Below are 17,976 nucleotides of genomic sequence, written 5' to 3'. Positions count from 1 at the left end.
CAACTTACAGCCAAGCCGGCTTGCGCTTTTGCAAGAAGGACTGAACGCCTTCGCGGCCTTCCTCGCTGGCGCGAATGTCGGCAATGCCTTCCACGGTGGCGGCGATCAGGCTGGCGTTGATCTCTCGCTCGGCCACATCCAGCACCAAGCGCTTGCAGGCACGCACCGCCGCCGGGCTGGCGTTGCAGAGGGCCTGGGCCAGCTCGTCCACCTTGGCCGTGAGCGCCTCGGGGCCGTTGACGAGTTCGTGCACGAAACCGATGCGGTGCGCCTCTTGTGCGCTGAAGCGCTCGGCTGTGAGGAAATAGCGGTGCGCGGCACGCGCGCCCATGGCGCGGATCACGTAGGGGCTGATGGTGGCCGGGATCAGGCCCAGCTTTACTTCGCTCAGGCAGTAAGTGGCGCTGTCCACACTCACCGCCATGTCGCACGCGGCCACCAGACCCATACCGCCGGCGAACACGTCGCCCTGCACGGCGGCCATGGTGGGCTTGGGGCATTCGTAGATGGCTTTGAGCATGGCGGCGAGCTGGCCTGCGTCGGCCACGTTTTCATCGCGCGTGTAGTCCGCCATGCGGCGCATCCAGTTCAGGTCGGCCCCGGCGCAAAAGGCCGGGCCCTCGGCGGCCAGCACCACAGCGCGCACGTCATCGCGCGCGCCCACGGTTTCAAACGCGGCCTTGAGTTCCTGGATCACGGCGTCGTTGAAGGCGTTGCGCACCTCGGGCCGGGTCAGCGTGATGCGGGCGATGCGGTCCTGCACCGCGATGGTCAATGCTGTGCTCATGGTTTCTGGGCTTCCAGTTGAAGGTGGTAAACCCAATCCAGCTCGGGCGCGGGCTGGCCCAGCGCGGTGAGCGCGGCGGTGATCTGGCCGCGGTGGTGGGTGGCGTGGTTGAACACATGCGCCAGCGTGGCCGCAAACGGCAGCGACTGCGGCACGCCCTTCATGGTCTTGTAGTCCAACTGCGCGTCAAACCGCTCGGCGGGCCAGGTGGTGATCAGGTGTTCCCAGTTGGCGGCACCGCCTTTGAGCGCCTGGCCCAGGCGCTCGCGGTCGGGCTCCACTTCGGTGTCCAGCCCCAGCAGCGGCGAAGCGCCCTTGGAAAAGCGCGCGTACCAGAGCAGGTGCTCGCCCACCAGCAGGTGGTTCAAGGTGCCGTGGATGCTCTTGAAGAACAGACCCACGTCGCGCTTGTAGTCGTCGTCGGACACGCGCGAGACGGCATCGAGCAAACGGTGCGTAGCCCAGACGTGGTAACGCGCCTGTCGGGTGAAATGGGCGATCGGGTCCATGCCGGTGCTCACATGCGGAACAGGCCGAATTTCGTCTCGGGGATCGGGGCGTTCAGCGACGCACTCAGGCCTAGCGCCAGCACACGGCGCGTGTCGGCCGGGTCGATCACGCCGTCGTCCCACAGGCGAGCGGTGGCGAAATACGGGTGACCCTGCACCTCGTACTGCTCCTTGATGGGCGCCTTGAACGCGGCTTCTTCTTCCGCGCTCCACTGACCGCCCTTGGCCTCGATGCCGTCGCGCTTCACGGTGGCCAGCACGCTCGCGGCCTGCTCGCCGCCCATCACGCTGATGCGTGCGTTCGGCCACATCCAGAGGAAACGCGGGCTGTAGGCGCGGCCGCACATGCCGTAGTTGCCGGCGCCGAAGCTGCCGCCGATGATGACGGTGAACTTCGGCACCGCGGCGGTGGCCACGGCGGTAACCATCTTGGCGCCGTTGCGGGCGATGCCTTCGTTCTCGTACTTGCGGCCGACCATGAAGCCGGTGATGTTCTGCAGGAAAACCAGCGGCGTCTTGCGCTGGCAGCAGAGTTCGATGAAGTGCGCGCCCTTGAGCGCCGACTCGCTGAACAGGATGCCGTTGTTCGCAATGATGCCGACCGGCATGCCTTCGATGCGCGCGAAGCCGCAGACCAGGGTGGTGCCGAAGCGCGACTTGAACTCGTCGAAGTCCGAGCCGTCGACGATGCGGGCGATGATCTCGCGCACGTCAAACGGCTTGCGGGTGTCGGTCGGGATCACACCGTACAGCTCCTCGGCCGGGTACAGCGGCGCCACCGGGTCGATGGTGGTGATCGGTGGCACCTTGCGGGCGTTGAGGTTCTTCACCGCCTGGCGCGCCAGCGCAATCGCGTGCAGGTCGTTCTGCGCCAGGTGGTCGGCCACACCACTCAGGCGCGTGTGTACGTCGCCACCGCCCAGGTCTTCGGCGGTGACCACCTCGCCTGTGGCGGCCTTCACCAGCGGCGGGCCACCCAAGAAGATGGTGCCCTGGTTCTTGACGATGATGGTCTCGTCGCTCATGGCCGGCACATAGGCGCCGCCCGCCGTGCACGAGCCCATGACGACCGCGATCTGCGCAATGCCCTGCGCGCTCATGTTGGCCTGGTTGAAGAAGATGCGGCCGAAGTGGTCCCGGTCGGGGAACACCTCGTCCTGGTTCGGCAGGTTGGCGCCGCCGCTGTCCACCAGGTAGATGCAGGGCAGGCAGTTTTGCTGCGCCACTTCCTGCGCGCGCAGGTGCTTCTTGACGGTCAGCGGGTAGTAGGTACCGCCTTTCACTGTGGCGTCGTTGCAGACGATCATGCAGTCCACACCGCTCACGCGGCCCACGCCCACGATGACACCGGCGCAGGGCGCGCTGTCGCTGCCGTCGCGGTCCGGGTACATGCCCATTGCCGCCAGCGGGCTCAGCTCCAGAAACGGCGTGCCCGGGTCCAGCAGCATCTGCACGCGGTCGCGCGGCAGCAGCTTGCCGCGCGCGGTGTGTTTGGCGCGGGCGGCCTCGCCACCGCCAAAGGTGGCTTTGTCAATTTGCGCCTTCAGGTCGTCCACCACCGCGCGCATGGCGGCGGCGTTGGCCTGGAAGTCGGCGGAGCGGGCATTGAGTTTCGTGTCGAGTGCAGGCATGGCGTTCTCTGGTTCAGGCAGTTTTTTGTTCGGCCAGCCCGAGCTGGTCCTTCATGGCTTCGCGGATCTTGAATTTCTGGATCTTGCCGGTCACGGTCATGGGAAAGGCGTCCACAAACCGGATGTGGCGCGGCACTTTGTAGTGGGCGATTTGACCCTTGCAAAAGGCGCGCACCGCGTCTTCGTCCAGCGTCTGGCCGGGCTTCACGATGACCCAGGCGCACAGCTCTTCGCCATATTTGACGTCGGGCACGCCAACCACCTGCACGTCTTGAATGGCGGGGTGGCGGTACAAAAATTCTTCGATCTCGCGCGGGTAGATGTTTTCGCCGCCGCGGATCACCAGGTCTTTGATGCGGCCGACGATGTTCACGTAGCCTTCGGCGTCCATGGTGGCGAGGTCGCCGGTGTGCATCCAGCCCTCGGCGTCAATCGCCTCAGCGGTCTTGGCCGGGTCGTCCCAGTAACCGTGCATGACCGAGTAGCCGCGCGTGCACAGCTCGCCCGACTGGCCCGGTGCCACCACCTCGCCACTGTCGGGGTTGACGATCTTGACCTCCAGGTGCGGCTGCACCGTGCCCACGGTCGACACGCGCTTGTCCAGCGGCGTGTCGGTGCTGCTCTGGCAGCTCACCGGGCTGGTTTCGGTCATGCCATAGGCAATGGTGATTTGCGACAGGTGCATGTCGCTCACCACGCGCTGCATCACGGCCGTGGGGCACGGCGAGCCGGCCATGATGCCGGTGCGCAGCGTGGACAGGTCGAACTCTTTGAAACGTGGGTGGTCCAGCTCGGCGATGAACATGGTGGGCACGCCGTGCAAGCCGGTGCAGCGTTCGTCCTGCACCGTCTGCAACACGGTGAGCGCATCAAATCCGTCGTTGGGGTAGACGATGGTCGAGCCGTGCGTGAAGCAGGCCAGGTTACCCAGCACCATGCCGAAGCAGTGGTACAGCGGCACGGGGATGCACAGGCGGTCGGCCGGCGTGAGCTGCATGCACTCGCCAATGAAAAAACCGTTGTTCAGGATGTTGCGGTGCGTCAGCGTGGCGCCCTTGGGGAAGCCGGTGGTGCCGCTGGTGAACTGGATGTTGATCGGATCCGTGGCCTTCAGCGTGGCCGCCACCTTCGCCACGCGCGGGTCGCTGGCGTCGCCTTGCGCCAGCAGCGCCGAGAAGCGCAGCAGCCCGGGCTCATCATTGCCCTGCCCGACTTCGTCGATCCACACCACGGTGCGCAGGTTTGGCAGCTGCTGCGCTTGCAGCGCGCCCGGCTGGCCATGCGCCCACTCAGGCGCCAGCTCGCGCAGCATGCCCAGGTAGTCGCTGGTCTTGAACTGCGCCATGGTCACCAGCAGCTTGCAGCCCACCTTGTTCAGCGCGTACTCCACTTCCGAAGTTCGGTAGGCCGGGTTGATGTTCACCAGCACCAGGCCCACCTGCGCCGTGGCCAGCTGCATCAGCACCCACTCGGCGTTGTTGTGTGACCAGATGCCCACGCGGTCGCCCGGCTGCAAGCCTTGGCGCAGCAGGGCGCTAGCCAGCTGGTGCGCGGCTTGTTGCAACCCGCGGTAGGTGTAGCGCCGCCCCTGGTGCACGCTCACCAGCGCCTCGTGCTCGGGCTGGCGCGCCACCATGGCGTCAAAAAACGCGCCAATGGTCTGCTCGATCAGCGGCACGTCGGTGGCGCCTTGCGCTTGGCTGCGCACCAGGGGTGCAGCGCCAAAACCGGTCTCGCTCATGGGTGGTGTCTCCTCTGGGGCTGTGCCCCGGTTCACGCCGGGCACAAAGCGCAAGCATAGGAGCTTGGCCAGCAACCGACTTGCCAGAATGGTTGCAAATCGTGCCACGTTGCGGGCACACTGGTACCCATGGCAAACCCGAACCCTGCGGCTTCATCGCAACCCCTGCCCGTGGCCGACCAACGCCCAACCAAGGCCGCGACGCCCATTGCGTTTGTGAACGCCATCGCGGCGGCCTATGCGCAGCAAGGAAAAAGCCCGGCACACGCCTTGGCCCAGGCACAGATTGCGCCAGCCCTGCTGAACGACGCAGGCTCGCGCATCACGGCGGCGCAAATGGAGGCGGTGTCGGGCGCTGCCATGCGCGAACTGAACGACGAAGCCCTGGGCTGGTTTGCCCGCCCGCTGCCTTGGGGCAGTTACGGCCTGCTGGCCCGCGCCTCGCTCTCATCGCCCACGCTGGGCGTGGCGCTCAAGCGCTGGTGCCGCCACCACAGCCTGCTGGCCAACGACATCACGCTGGCGGTCACCACATCGGAGTCGGTCGCCAGCATCTCCATCACCGAGCACCGCACGGCGGGTCCCATCGCCCCGGGCGGCGCCCTGCGCGAGTTTTGCCTGGTTTCCATGCTGCGCAACATCCACGGCCTGGCCTGCTGGTTCATCGACTCGCGCCTGCCGCTGCTGGGCGCCCAGTTTCCTTTTGCGCCACCGGCCCACGCCGAAGCCTATGGCGTGCTGTTTGACGGCCCGACCGACTTTGGCGCAGGCCCGGCCGCCATCCGCTTTGACGCGCGCTACCTGGCGCTGCCGCTCAAGCGAGACGAGGCAGCGATGAACCAGATGCTGCAACGCGCCCTGCCCCTGACCGTGCGCGCCTACCGACGCGACCGGCTGCTGGTGCCACGCGTGCGCCAGGTGCTGATGAGCCAGCCGCTGGACGCCCACAACGCCAACGACCTGGCCGCGCGGCTGGGCCTGTCAGCCCGCTCGCTGCACCGCCAACTGAAAGAAGAAGGCGCCTCATTGCAAACGCTGAAAGACGAGGTGCGAAAACAGCTCGCATTGACACTGCTGCAGCGCACAAACCGCCCCATCAAACAGGTGGCGCAGGCCACCGGCTTCCAAAACGAGAAGAGCTTCATGCGCGCTTTCAAGGCTTGGACAGGTCTCACGCCAGCCGAGTGTCGCCAGCACGACTCAAATGCGGCCCTGGGGCATGAAACTTCTTCAAACGCCCAACAAAAATCATTCACGCGCTGACGCTATGCCCATGGGCTGGTGTTTGCCACCAGGCACCGTGCTTTTCACTCTGAAAACCGGGGAAAAACAGGGCGAAAAATCCGCCCCAAAAAACGCATCGCAAACCCCTGGCGGAACCGTCCCTCAAGCCGAAAAAAGCCGCCAAAAACAGGCGCCTAGGGTAAATCCTTAGCCAAGGTATGCCCAAAATATTCGGTTGAGCGGTTCTACTAACTGGCCTCAAGCGGGATTGCTTGGGCCATGCCGTTTCTGCGGCAAATGGCCCGAACCGGGGCTTGAGCCCATGCGAAAGCGAGGCTTCTCGACGGCTGAAAAGCCACTTGCGGTCTGCTCTTGCGTCTTTCGAAAACTTACGGAGATTTCCAACATGAAACACCAGTTGAAAGCCCTGGCCCTTGCCGCCTCCATGGCCGCCATCAGCCTGCCCGCCACCGCCCAGGAAAACGTGCGTTGGGGCATTCCCATGTCCTTCGGCTCCAACCTGACCGCGCTGGGCGACACCATGCCCTGGGTCTCGGACCAGCTCAAGAAAGTTTCCGGCGGCACGGTCAACCTGCAGGTGTTTGAACCCGGCAAGCTGGTGCCTGCGCTGGGCATTTTTGATGCCGTGTCCTCCGGCAAGGTGGAGGCTGGCTACAGTTTCATGGGCTACGAGCTGGGCAAAGTGCCGGTTTCGGCCATCTTTGGCGCCCTGCCTTTCGGCATGGAAACGCCCCAGTTTTCTGCCTGGATGTATTTCGGCGGCGGCGACGCGCTGCTGAAAGAAGCTTTCAAGCCCCACAACGTGTACCCCATCTTCTGCGGCTCCATCAGCCCCGAAGCGGCTGGCTGGTTCCGCAAGGAAATCAAGACCCCCGCCGACCTCGTGGGTCTGAAGTTCCGCGCCGCCGCACTGGGCGGCAAGATCTACCAGAAGCTGGGGGCCTCGGTCACCATGCTGCCTGGTGGCGAGCTGTTCCAGGCGCTGGAAAAAGGCGTGCTGGATGGCACCGAGTTCTCGCTGCCCACCGTGGACGACCAGCTGGGCTTTGCCAAAGTGGCCAAGAACTACTACCTGCCAGGCTGGCACCAGCCGTCCACCAACCAGTTCCTCTATGTGAACATGGCCGCCTGGAACAAGCTGAAGCCACAGACCAAGGCGCAAATCGAGACCACCTGCACCGCCGGTGTGACCATCGCCATGTCCAAGGCCGAAGCCTTACAGGGCGACGTGCTGGTCAAGTTTGAGAAGGAAGGCGTGAAGCTGCACCAGTTCAACAAGACCATGCTGGACGCGTTCGCCAAGGCATCCAAAGAAGTCATCGCTGAAGAGTCGGCCAAAGACCCGATGTTCAAGAAGGTGTACGACAGCATGTCGGCCTTCCAGAACAAGAACCGCAAGTGGCACGATCTGGGCTACCTGCCCCGCGACTACAAGTAAGGTATTGATGAGATTGGCAGCGTTGATCGCTTAGAAGGATTTTGGAATGAAGAACATGACGCACAACGCTGCCCCGCTGGAAGCAGGGCCTTCGGGCCTTGCCCTTCCCACCACCGCTTTTTCACGGGCTGCCGACCGGGTCATCACCTGGTTCGGCGAGCTTGCCTCGGCCTTGTGGCTGGTTTTGGTACTGGTGATCGTGGTCCAGGTGATCGCTCGTTACGTCTTCGGTGCCGGCTCGATCATGATGGAAGAGCTGCAATGGCACCTCTACGCCATTGGCTTCATGCTGGGCATTTCGTTCACCGAGGTGAAGGAACGCAATGTGCGCATTGACGTGCTGGCCGAGCGCTTCACCCAGCGCACCCGCCAATGGATCGAACTCTTCGGCCTGACAGGTCTGCTCGTTTTTTGCGGCATGGTGATCTGGTACGCCATTCCGTTTTTCTGGTCGTCTTACGAGCTCAATGAGGTGTCTGCTGCGCCCGGTGGCCTGCCTTACCGCTGGTTCATCAAGTCCTTCCTCATCACCGCGTTTGTGTTGCTCGCCCTGGCCGCCATCAGCCGGCTGACCCGGGTCTGGGCCGCGCTCTTCACCACCCACAACGCATAACAAAGGGAAGACACGTGCTGCCTTTTTACGAATTCCTCGCCATCGGTCTGATGGTGACCTTCATCCTGGCGCTGTTCACCGGTTACCCGGTGGCCTGGCTGCTGGGCATTCTCTCGCTGGGTTTTGCCGCCCTGGGCATTTTTCTGGGTGACAGCTTCGGTTTCGACACCTTCCTCATGACGAGCTGGGCCAAGTTCTCGGGGGTGGTCGACCGGTTTGACGCCATCATGTCCAACTGGGTGCTGGTCTCGTTGCCCATGTTTGTCTACATGGGCCTCATGCTCGACCGCTCGGGCGTGGCCGACACCATGATGCGCAACTTCGTCAAGGTGTTTGGCGGCCTGCGCGGTGGCCTGGGCCTGACGGTGATCGTCATCGGCATTTTGCTGGCCGCGTCCACCGGCATCGTGGGCGCTTCTGTGGTGCTGCTGGCTGTGCTGTCCATGCCCATCATGCTGCAAAACAACTACAACAAGGCGCTGGCCTCGGGTGTGGTGGCGGCTTCGGGCACGCTGGGCATTCTCATTCCACCGTCCATCATGCTGGTGCTCATGGCCGACCAGGTGTCGGTCTCGGTGGGCGACCTCTTCATGGGCGCGCTCATTCCCGGCGTGGCGCTGGGCCTGCTGTACATGATTTTTGTGGTGATCGTCGGCTTCGTTCGCCCCGACCTGGTGCCACCACGCCCGGCCGACGCCGAGAAGCTGACCGCCCGCCAGGTGGGCATCGCCTTCCTGTCCACGCTGCCCACGTTTGGCCTGATCCTGCTGGTGCTGGGCTCCATCTTCTTCGGCGTGGCCACGCCCACCGAAGCCTCGGGTCTGGGGGCCTTTGGCGCCATCTTGCTGGCCGCAGCCAACCGCAAGCTGAGCTGGTCCGTCATCCGCCAGGTGGGCATCGAAACCACGCTCACCACCTGCTTCATCTTCGCCATCTTCATTGGCGCCACGGTGTTTGCCTATGTGCTGCGCCTGATCGGCGGCGACGAGCTGATCGCCGAGTTCTTCAAAGGCCTGGGCCTGGGCCCCACCGGCCTGGTGCTGGTGGTGCTGCTGGTGGTGTTCATTGCCGGCTTCTTCCTCGACTGGTTCGAGATCGTGCTGATCATCTTGCCGTTGCTGGCTCCCGTGATCAAACTGGCCGGGCTCGACATGACCTGGTTCCTGATCCTGGTGGCACTGATGCTGCAAACCTCGTTCCTCACACCACCGGTGGGCTTCTCACTCTTCTATCTCAAGGGCGCGGTACCCAAGGGCGTGACCATCCGCGACATCTACATCGGCGTGATCCCGTTCGTGCTGCTGCAAATGGCCATGGTGGCGCTGTGCTTCATGTTCCCGCAAATCATCTTGTGGCTGCCGCAGCAGATGTACGGCGGCGGTTGACGCGCTGCACCCCAACAAAAAAGGGCCCTCGGGCCCTTTTTTGTTGCATTCAAGCTTGCCAAAAGCAGGCCAGCTCGTCCAGGTGGTGCAGCACCCGAGCCACCGGCAAGCCGGCAAACGCGCGGCCATGCCCTTCAGGGCAATAGCCCCACACGGTGGCGCCGGCGTCCAGCCCGGCGCGTGCGCCGGTGGCCGTGTCTTCAATCACCAGGCAGCGCGCCGGGTTGGCGCCCAGGTGGGCGGCGGCGGCCAGGTACACGTCGGGCGCAGGTTTGGAGCGTGGCATGTCGTGCCCGCTGAAGATGCGGTCTTCAAAATACGGCGCCATGCCCGCCATGCCGATCTGCATCACCACCTTGGGCCGGTCGGCGCCAGAAGCGCAAGCAATGCGCCCCGCCGTGTGCGCGTGCGCCGCCATCACGGCTTGCAGCGCGCCGTCCATGGCCCGGAGTTCGGCGCGCAGGCGCTGGTCGCGCCGCGCATAAAAGGCGCGCATCCAGTCTTCGGTGAGCGGGCAGCCGGTTTCCGCCTCGATGCGCTGGCGCTCGTCGCGCACCGCCTTGCCAATGAAGATGTCCATGCACTCGGCCTGGCTCAAAGCCCAGCCAGCCTCGTTCAGCATCTGGCGCAACACGCCGTTGGTGATGGGTTCGCTGTCCACCAGCACGCCATCGCAGTCAAACAACACCGCCTCAAACAGTTCGCTCACTTCAGGTCTCCGTCCACATAGAACCAGCGTCCGCCTTCGCGCACAAAACGGCTGGTCTCGTGCAAGCGCTGCCCGCGCCCGCCCAGCCGCGAGCGCGCCACAAACTCAACTTCGGCATGGTCAGCATCCATGGCGCGGTGGTTTTTTACCTCCAGCCCCAGCCATTTCACGCCGGGCTCCAGCGCCAAGTCGGCAGGCCGGGTGCTGGCGTGCCAGGTGGCGGCCAGATGCTCCACGCGGCCCAGCACAAAGGCGGTGTAGCGCGACCGCATGAGGCTCTCAGCGTCGGGCGCGGGGGTGTCTTGGCCTAAAAAGCGGCCGCAGCAGGCCGTGAACGCACAGGCTTTTCCGCGCGCATCCACCCGCCCGCAAGGGCATGCCCGCGTCACGCGCGGGTCGCCTTGCTGCGCGCCTTGTGCGCTTCCAGCGATTCGGTTGGTGCGCTTTGCTTGAGCCATTCGGCAAAGCCGCCGTCGATGTGGGCGACGTTGGTCATGCCCATGTCTTTCAAGGCCTTGGTGGCCAGCGCACTGCGCCAACCCGCACCACAAAACAGCACGAACTCCTTGCTCTCGTCGCCGAACGCCGGTTTGAAATAGGGCGACTCGGGGTCGACCCAAAACTCCAGCATGCCCCGCGGCGCATGCAAAGCACCTGGCACAGTGCCCTCGCGCTCCAGCTCACGCGGGTCGCGTATGTCCACCACCTGCAAGCGCGCATCGCCCGCTACCAGGCGCTCGCGCACCTGCGCCACGGTGTAGGTGGTGATCTGCGCGGTGGCTTCGTCCACCAGCGCCCGGAATCCTTTGGTGATCGGCATGAAAGTCTCCTGTTGAATAACCAAACGCAGAAGCAAACGAAAAACAAGCCCGCAGCCGGAGCAAGTGCCTCAACCCAGGATGCCTTGCAACCGGCTTTGCCGGGGCGCAGGCATCGCCCCCTTGAGGGGGTGACGCGCCCTTGGGCGCGGCGCGGGGGTGAGCCTCTACTTCCTCCAGAAATGCGCCGTGAACAGCACCAACACGGTGAGCAGCTCCAGGCGGCCGAGCAGCATGGCAAATGTCAGCACCCAGATTTGAAAGGGATGCAGGCCACCAAAATTGCCAGCCGGGCCGACCTCGCCCAGACCGGGGCCAATGTTGTTCACGGTGGCCACCACGGCTGAAAAGGCGGTCACGATGTCCAGCCCGGTGAACAGCAGCACCATGGTCAACCCCATGATGGTGGCGCCGTAAATGAGCATGAAACCGAGCACCGCCGTCATGACCGACATGGGCATGACACCGCCCCCCAGCGTGACCGGGTTCACCACGCGCGGGTGGATGATGCGCACCAGCTCACGCCGCGCCTGCTTGATGAGCAAAATCATGCGCACCATCTTGATGCCGCCGCCGGTGGAGCCCGCGCAAGACACAAAGGACCCCAGGAACAGCAGCAACACCGGGGCAAAAACGGGCCACAAGGAATAGTCGGTGGCCGAATACCCGGTGGTGGTAGCCAGAGACACCACATGAAATGCGCTGGCGCGCAACGCCTCGGGGAAGCTGTCGTACACGTTGTGTGCTGCCAGCAGCACCGCAATCACCGCAATGGAGCCCAGCAGCACGCCGAAGTAGGTCCGGATCTCACGGTCGCTGGTCAACGGCCGCAGCGAACGGTTGCGCAAGACGATGAAATAGCGCATGAAGCTGATGCCGGCCAGCGCCATGAACACCACGGCCACCCACTCGACGGCGGGTGAATTGAAATGGCCCAGGCTGGCGTCGTAAGACGAAAAACCGCCCAGGCCCATGGTGGTGCACATGTGCATGAAGGCGTCGGCCCAGCTCATGCCAGCCCAGCGGTAGGCCAGAAAACAAGCCCCTGAAAAGAGGAAATACACGCCCCACAGGCCGCGTGCCGTCTCGGCAATGCGGGGCGTGAACTTGGTGTCTTTCATGGGGCCCGGCGTTTCGGCCTTGTAGAGCTGCAAGCCGCCCAGCCCCAGCAGGGGCAACACCGCCACCACCAGCAGCATGATGCCCAGGCCGCCAATGAGCTGCAGAAAGCAGCGCCAGACGTTGGCCGACACGGGCAAGTCGTCCAGCCCGGCGAGCGCTGTGGCCCCGGTCGCGGTGAGCGCGCTCATGGCCTCGAAATAGGCCTTGGTCCAGGTGATGTCGGGCACGGTGAACATCAGCGGCAAGGCGGCATACGCCGGCAGCACCAGCCACACCAGGTTGACGAGCATGAAGCCGTCTTTGGGCATGAGTTCACGCCGGTGCCGCCGGGTGGCCCACCACAGCAGCAGGCCACTGGCCGCCGTCAGGCCAAAGCCCTTCGCCCACACCAGGGTGTGGTGGTCCGCATCCAGAGCCCAAGCCCAGGCCAGCGGCACCAGGAAGGCCGCAGAAAACGCCACGAGAATGCGCGACAGTACCGAGAGAACAGGCAGCAAGCTGTACATGTTTGAAGTTATTTGCGCCAGAAACCCGGCGTGAACAGCACCAGGAAGGACAGCATTTCCAGCCGCCCCAACAGCATGGCCGCTGAGCATATCCAGGTCTGGAAGTCGGTGAGCCCTGCAAAATTGCCCGCAGGCCCCACTTCGTTGAGCCCAGGCCCCATGTTGTTGACGCTCGCCACGATGGCGGTGAACGCCGTGTCAAAGGGCATGTCGGTCAACAGCAACACCATGGTGAGGCCAATGATGGTGCCCCCATAAACCAGCATGAAGCCCAGCACCGAAAAAATAGTGCTGTTTTCAACCGTGTGGCCGCCCAGCGTGACCGGATGCACAGCACGCGGGTGCACGATGCGGCGCATTTCGCGTCGGGCCTGCTTCACCAAAATGACCATGCGCGCCATTTTGATCCCAGCACCCGTGGAGCCTGCACTGGTGGCAATGCCCGACAGCATGATCATGTACAGCGGCGCGAACACCGGCCACTGGGTGTAGTCCACCGTGGCGTAGCCGGTGGTGGAGCCGATGGAAATGACATTGAACAAGGCCATGCGCAGCGCTTCGCCCGGGTCGCTCAGGGTGCCTTTGAAGAGCAGCAGGCCGGCCACAAAGACACCCGAACCCACCAGCAAGCCCATGGAGCCGCGCCACTCGGCATCGCGCCAGATGCGCCCGGGCTGGCGCTTGGTGATGGCCACGAAATACAAGGCAAAGTTGCAGCTGGCGATGAGCATGAACACAATGGCCACCCATTCCAGCGCGGGCGACTGAAAGTGCCCAAAGCTGCTGTCGTAAGACGACAGGCCGCCCAGACTCAGCGTAGAAAACATGTGCGTCCATGCGTCCAGCGGTGTCATGCCAGCCAGCCAGTAAGCCAGCACACAGGCGAGCGACAACAGGCAATACACGCTCCACAGGCCCTTGGCGGTTTCGGTGATGCGGGGCGTGAGCTTGGCATCTTTCATGGGGCCGGTGGCCTCGGCCCGAAACAACTGGCTACCGCCCACGCCCAGCATGGGCAAGATGGCCACCGCCAGCACCAAAATGCCCATGCCGCCGAGCCATTGCAAAAAGCAGCGCCACAGATTGATGGAGCCCGGTAGGGTGTCCAGCCCCACCAGCACGGTGGAGCCGGTGGTGGTCAGCCCTGAAATGGCTTCGAAGTAGGCGTCGGTAAACGACATCGGCGCGGCCGTGCCCGAAAAATAGAGCAGCAACGGCAGACTGGCAAAGAGCGGCAGCAGCGTCCACACCAAGCCCACCAGCAAAATGCCGTCGCGCGTTTGCAGCTCCAGTTGCCGACCCACTTTCCAGACCGCCGAGCGCATCAGCAGCCCACAGGCGAACGTGACCAACATAGCCAGTGGATAGGCCGCCTCGGCCCCGTCGTGCGTCCACACCGAGACACCCAAAGGCACCAGCATCGTGAGGGCGAACACCATGACGATGACCCCGAGCACGGGGAAGATGCGCAAAAAGGGCATGGACTTCAGCCGAAGAACGTGGCGCCAACCTGAAACAGCTTTTCCACATCGCGCACCAGGCGCTTGTTGGGAATGAAGATGATGACGTGGTCGTCGGTTTCGATCACCGTGTCGTGGTGCGGCATCAGCACCTCGGACTTGCGGCCTTCACCGCGCACGATGGCCCCAATGCGCGTGCCCTTGGGCAGCTTGATTTCTTCCACCCGGCGCCCCACCAGTTTGGAGGTTTTCACATCCCCCCGCGCCACGCCCTCCAGCGCCTCGGCTGCCCCGCGGCGCAGGCTGTGCACCGCAGCCACGTCACCCCGGCGCAAGTGGGTCAGCAGCTCGCCAATCACCGTCTGGGCCGGCGAAATGGCAATGTCGATGGTGCTGCCCTGCATCATGTCGGCGTAGGCACGGCGGTTGATCAGCGCCATGACGCGGCCCGCGCCGAGCCGCTTGGCCAGCATGGACGACATGATGTTGTCTTCGTCGTCGCTGGTGAGCGCCAGAAACAAATCCATCTCACCCACGTTTTCTTCCAGCAGCAGGTCTTCGTCGGCGCCGTCACCATGCAGGATCAGCATGCTCGACGGCAGCTGGCTGGCCAGGTATTCGCAGCGCTTTTTGTCCTGCTCGATGAGCTTGACCTCGCACTGCCCCACCAGCGAGCGCGCCAGGCGCAAGCCCACTTTGCCACCGCCGGCGATCATCACGCGCTGCACCGGCTTGTCGATGTTGTGAATGGCGCCCAGCACGTAGCGGATCTTGCGGGTGTCGGCCAGCACGAACACCTCGTCGCCCGCCAGAATGCGGGTGGTCTTGGTGGCTTCCATTTCGGTGTCGAGCCGGTACAGCGCGACCACCCGCATTTCGGCGTGGGGAAAGCGGTCGCGAAACTCGCCAATGGTGTGCCCCACCAGCGCACCGCCGTGGGCTGCGCGCATGGCGATCAGGCTGGCGCGGCCGTCGGCAAATTCCAGCACCTGCAAGGCTTCGGGGTAGCTGATGAGCTGGTGGATGTAGCGCGTGACCGACTCTTCCGGGCAGATCACATGGTCCACCGCAAAGCCGTTTTTACCCAGCAGCTCGTCGCCTTCCAGGAACTCCGGCGAGCGCAGCCGGGCGATGGTGCTGGGCACATTGAAAATATCGTGCGCCACCTTGCACACCACCAGATTGGACTCGTCGGCTGCGGCGCAGGCGATCAGCATGTCCGCATCTTGAGCGCCCGCTTCGCGCAGCACCGACGGCTGAATGCCGTTGCCGACCACACCGCGAAGGTCCAGCCGGTCTTCCAGCAACCGCAACCGCACCGGGTCGTGGTCAATGACCGTGATGTCGTTTTGCTCAGAAACCAGGCTCTCGGCGACGCTCTCGCCCACGCGGCCCGCGCCCAAAATGATGATGTTCATAGGGGATATGGTACCCCCCGCGCCGGCTTCGCCGTCACCCCCCAGGGGGCGATGCGAGTGGCCCGGCAAAGCCGGTTCCACCGCATCCTGGGCGAAGGCATGCCGCGCCGGAGGATGAAATTGGATTCGTTGCGTGCGCTCCGAAAACTTTATCGAGGCGCGTGCCTTCAACCGAGGGCACCGCGGAACCGGCTTTGCAGGGCCGCCAGTGCCGCCCCCTTGAGGGGGTGACGCCGAAGGCGGCGCGGGGGTGGGGCTGGCTACAGCGCCCGGGAGATCAAAATCTTCTGCACGTCGCTCGTGCCTTCGTAGATCTGGCACACACGCACGTCTCGGTAAATGCGCTCGACCGGGAAATCGCTCACGTAGCCGTAGCCGCCAAACACCTGGATCGCGTCGCTGCATACCTTCTCTGCCATTTCGCTGGCAAACAGCTTGGCCATGGCCGCTTCTTTCAGGCACGGCTGGCCCGCGTCGCGCAATGCGGCAGCGTGGTGCGTGAGTGCGCGGGCAGCTTCAATCTGGGTCGCCATGTCGGCCAGCCGAAAGCCCACGGCCTGGTGGTTGAAAATGGGCTGGCCAAAGCTCTCGCGCTCCTTGGCGTATTTCACGGCACATTCAAACGCACTGCGCGCCATGCCAATGGCTTGCGAAGCAATGCCGATGCGCCCGCCTTCGAGTGCGCTCAGGGCAATCTTGTAGCCCTCGCCCTCGCTGCCGATCAGGTTTTCGGCGGGAATGCGGCAGTTGTCGAAATTGATCTGCGCGGTGTCGCTGCTGTGCTGACCCAGTTTGTCCTCGAGCCGCGCCACCACGTAGCCGGGCGCGCTGGTGGGCACGATGAAGGCGCTCATGCCTTTCTTGCCCGCGCCCTTGTCGGTCACGGCGATGACGATGGCCACATCGCCGTTTTTGCCGCTGGTGATGAACTGCTTGACGCCGTTGATCACGTATTCGTCGCCCTGTTTGACCGCCGTGGTGCGCAGCGCCGAGGCGTCAGACCCCACGTGCGGCTCGGTCAGGCAAAAGGCGCCCAGCATCTGGCCGGCGGCCAGTGGGCGCAGCCACTGCGCTTGCTGCTGGGTATTGCCGTAGCGCATCAAAATGGCGTTGACTGGGCAGTTGGTCACGCTGATCACGGTGCTGGTGCCGCCGTCACCGGCGGCAATTTCTTCCAGCACGATGGCCAGGGTCTGGTAGCTCAACCCCGCACCGCCCAACGCCTCGGGCACGCAAATACCGTAAGCGCCCAGCTCGGCCAGGCCCTTGTGCACGTCTTTCGGAAAGTGGTGGTCCTTGTCCCATTTCGCAGCGTTGGGCCACAGCTGTTCCTGGGCAAAAGCGCGCACAGCGTCGCGGATCATCACTTGGTCGTCGGTCAGCAGCATGGTGGTGCTTTCAGCAGAGTTCGATGGCCATGGCGGTGGCTTCACCGCCGCCAATGCACAGCGTGGCCACGCCCTTTTGCTTGCCATGCGCCTGCAAAGCGTGCAGCAACGTCACGAGGATGCGAGCACCGCTGGCGCCGATGGGGTGGCCCAGTGCGCAGGCGCCGCCGTTCACGTTCACCTTGTCGTGCGGAATGCTCAGCTCGGTCATGAGCGCCATGGGCACCACGGCAAAGGCTTCGTTGATCTCCCACAGGTCCACGTCGGCCACGGCCCAGCCGGTCTTGGCGAGCAGCTTCTGCGTGGCGCCCACCGGTGCGGTGGCAAACCAGTTAGGTTCCTGCGCATGGGTGGCGTGGCCGACGATGCGGGCCAGTGGCTTCAGGCCCTGCGCCTGGGCGGTCGACTCGCGCATCAAGACCAGCGCGGCCGCGCCGTCGTTGATGGACGAGCTGCTGGCGGCGGTGATGGTGCCGTCTTTCTTGAACGCGGGTTTGAGGCTGGTGATCTTGTCCAGCTTGACCTTGCCCGGGCCTTCGTCGGTGCTGACCACGCGCTCACCGCTGCGGTCTTTCACCGTCACCGGCGCGATTTCTTTGGCAAACGCGCCGCTCTCAGAAGCGGCTTTGGCGCGGGTGACGGAGGCGATGGCAAAGGCGTCTTGCTGTTCGCGGGTGAAGCTGTATTTGGCGGCGCAGTCTTCACCAAAGGTGCCCATGCTGCGGCCGGCTTCGTAAGCGTCCTCCAGTCCGTCGAGCATCATGTGGTCGTAAATTTTGTCGTGGCCCATGCGGTAGCCGCCGCGGCCTTTGAGCATGAGGTAAGGCGCGTTGGTCATGCTTTCCATGCCGCCGGCCACCATGACGGTGGCGCTGCCGGCGAGCAGCATGTCGTGCGCGAGCATGGTGGCCTTCATGCCCGAGCCGCACATTTTGGACAGCGTCACCGCGCCGGCCGACAGCGGCAAGCCGCCCTTGAGCGCGGCCTGGCGCGCAGGAGCCTGGCCCTGGCCAGCCATCAGGCAGTTGCCGAACAACACTTCGTCGACCAGTGCCTTGTCCACGCCGCTGCGCGCCACCGCAGCCTGGATGGCCACGCCGCCCAGGTCGTGTGCGGACTGGGAAGCAAAGTCGCTCTGAAACGAACCCATGGGGGTGCGTGCGGCGCCAACGATAACGATGGGATCGGTGTGAACAGTCATGAAAA

Annotated in this window: 16 protein-coding genes; 4 read left to right on the top strand and 12 right to left on the bottom strand. The window is 64.1% G+C overall.

The window, feature by feature from the left end; genetic code table 11:
• Window positions 1-4 precede the first annotated feature (4 nt).
• From AC0GNR_RS09275 to AC0GNR_RS09260, 4 genes are read right to left on the bottom strand one after another with little or no spacing between them, the layout of a single operon-like run.
• Complete coding sequence (locus tag AC0GNR_RS09275) at window positions 5-787, bottom strand: enoyl-CoA hydratase/isomerase family protein (RefSeq protein ID WP_472900676.1); 783 nt, start codon at window positions 785-787, stop codon at window positions 5-7.
• Complete coding sequence (locus AC0GNR_RS09270; protein WP_472900675.1) at window positions 784-1,296, bottom strand: DinB family protein; 513 nt, start codon at window positions 1,294-1,296, stop codon at window positions 784-786. The genes AC0GNR_RS09275 and AC0GNR_RS09270 overlap by 4 nt, the downstream gene beginning before the upstream one ends.
• A gap of 8 nt (window positions 1,297-1,304) precedes the next feature.
• Window positions 1,305-2,927, bottom strand: coding sequence for a carboxyl transferase domain-containing protein (locus AC0GNR_RS09265; protein ID WP_472900674.1), 1,623 nt, complete (start codon window positions 2,925-2,927; stop codon window positions 1,305-1,307).
• 13 nt (window positions 2,928-2,940) lie between these two features.
• Window positions 2,941-4,668 carry an AMP-binding protein gene (locus tag AC0GNR_RS09260; protein WP_472900673.1) on the bottom strand — a complete coding sequence of 576 codons (1,728 nt, stop codon included), beginning with the start codon at window positions 4,666-4,668 and terminating at the stop codon, window positions 2,941-2,943.
• A 129-nt stretch (window positions 4,669-4,797) separates the two neighbouring features.
• On the opposite strand from AC0GNR_RS09260, the gene AC0GNR_RS09255 reads away from it, so the two are divergent.
• The 4 genes from AC0GNR_RS09255 to AC0GNR_RS09240 all read left to right on the top strand — a co-directional run bounded on the left by AC0GNR_RS09255 (window position 4,798) and on the right by AC0GNR_RS09240 (window position 9,349).
• Window positions 4,798-5,931 (top strand): AraC family transcriptional regulator, encoded by a 1,134-nt coding sequence (locus AC0GNR_RS09255; protein WP_472900672.1) that lies wholly within the window; start codon window positions 4,798-4,800, stop codon window positions 5,929-5,931.
• 367 nt (window positions 5,932-6,298) lie between these two features.
• Window positions 6,299-7,351: a TRAP transporter substrate-binding protein gene (locus AC0GNR_RS09250; protein WP_472900671.1), complete on the top strand. Its 1,053-nt coding sequence runs from the start codon at window positions 6,299-6,301 to the stop codon at window positions 7,349-7,351.
• A gap of 55 nt (window positions 7,352-7,406) precedes the next feature.
• The gene (locus AC0GNR_RS09245; RefSeq protein ID WP_304753465.1) at window positions 7,407-7,964 is read left to right on the top strand and encodes a TRAP transporter small permease subunit; all 558 of its coding nucleotides are present in this window, start codon (window positions 7,407-7,409) and stop codon (window positions 7,962-7,964) included.
• Window positions 7,965-7,978: 14 nt separating this feature from the next.
• On the top strand, window positions 7,979-9,349 hold the full coding sequence (locus AC0GNR_RS09240) for a TRAP transporter large permease (RefSeq protein ID WP_472900670.1): 1,371 nt from the start codon (window positions 7,979-7,981) through the stop codon (window positions 9,347-9,349).
• Window positions 9,350-9,398: 49 nt separating this feature from the next.
• On the opposite strand, the gene AC0GNR_RS09235 is transcribed toward AC0GNR_RS09240, so the two are convergent.
• The 8 genes from AC0GNR_RS09235 to AC0GNR_RS09200 form a co-directional block, all read right to left on the bottom strand.
• On the bottom strand, window positions 9,399-10,058 hold the full coding sequence (locus tag AC0GNR_RS09235) for an HAD family hydrolase (protein ID WP_472900669.1): 660 nt from the start codon (window positions 10,056-10,058) through the stop codon (window positions 9,399-9,401).
• On the bottom strand, window positions 10,055-10,447 hold the full coding sequence (locus AC0GNR_RS09230) for a YchJ family protein (RefSeq protein WP_472900668.1): 393 nt from the start codon (window positions 10,445-10,447) through the stop codon (window positions 10,055-10,057). The genes AC0GNR_RS09235 and AC0GNR_RS09230 overlap by 4 nt, the downstream gene beginning before the upstream one ends.
• Window positions 10,444-10,878 carry a rhodanese-like domain-containing protein gene (locus tag AC0GNR_RS09225; RefSeq protein WP_472900667.1) on the bottom strand — a complete coding sequence of 145 codons (435 nt, stop codon included), beginning with the start codon at window positions 10,876-10,878 and terminating at the stop codon, window positions 10,444-10,446. Before AC0GNR_RS09225 ends, AC0GNR_RS09230 begins: the two co-directional genes overlap by 4 nt.
• Window positions 10,879-11,043: 165 nt before the next feature.
• Window positions 11,044-12,504, bottom strand: a complete 1,461-nt coding sequence (locus AC0GNR_RS09220) for a TrkH family potassium uptake protein (RefSeq protein ID WP_472900666.1) — start codon at window positions 12,502-12,504, stop codon at window positions 11,044-11,046.
• 8 nt (window positions 12,505-12,512) lie between these two features.
• Entirely contained in the window at window positions 12,513-13,985 is a 1,473-nt protein-coding gene (locus AC0GNR_RS09215; protein WP_472900665.1) for a TrkH family potassium uptake protein, read from the bottom strand.
• Between the two features lie 5 nt (window positions 13,986-13,990).
• Window positions 13,991-15,382, bottom strand: a complete 1,392-nt coding sequence (gene trkA / locus AC0GNR_RS09210) for a Trk system potassium transporter TrkA (protein ID WP_472900664.1) — start codon at window positions 15,380-15,382, stop codon at window positions 13,991-13,993.
• A 260-nt stretch (window positions 15,383-15,642) separates the two neighbouring features.
• Window positions 15,643-16,770 carry an acyl-CoA dehydrogenase family protein gene (locus AC0GNR_RS09205; RefSeq protein ID WP_472900663.1) on the bottom strand — a complete coding sequence of 376 codons (1,128 nt, stop codon included), beginning with the start codon at window positions 16,768-16,770 and terminating at the stop codon, window positions 15,643-15,645.
• A gap of 10 nt (window positions 16,771-16,780) precedes the next feature.
• Window positions 16,781-17,971 carry an acetyl-CoA C-acyltransferase gene (locus tag AC0GNR_RS09200; RefSeq protein ID WP_472900662.1) on the bottom strand — a complete coding sequence of 397 codons (1,191 nt, stop codon included), beginning with the start codon at window positions 17,969-17,971 and terminating at the stop codon, window positions 16,781-16,783.
• Window positions 17,972-17,976: the final 5 nt, after the last annotated feature.

The sequence above is a fragment of the Hydrogenophaga sp. LT287 genome (assembly GCF_055702805.1).
Note: the sequence above shows the minus strand (reverse complement) of the source record. Positions and strands in the feature narration are given on the sequence as shown.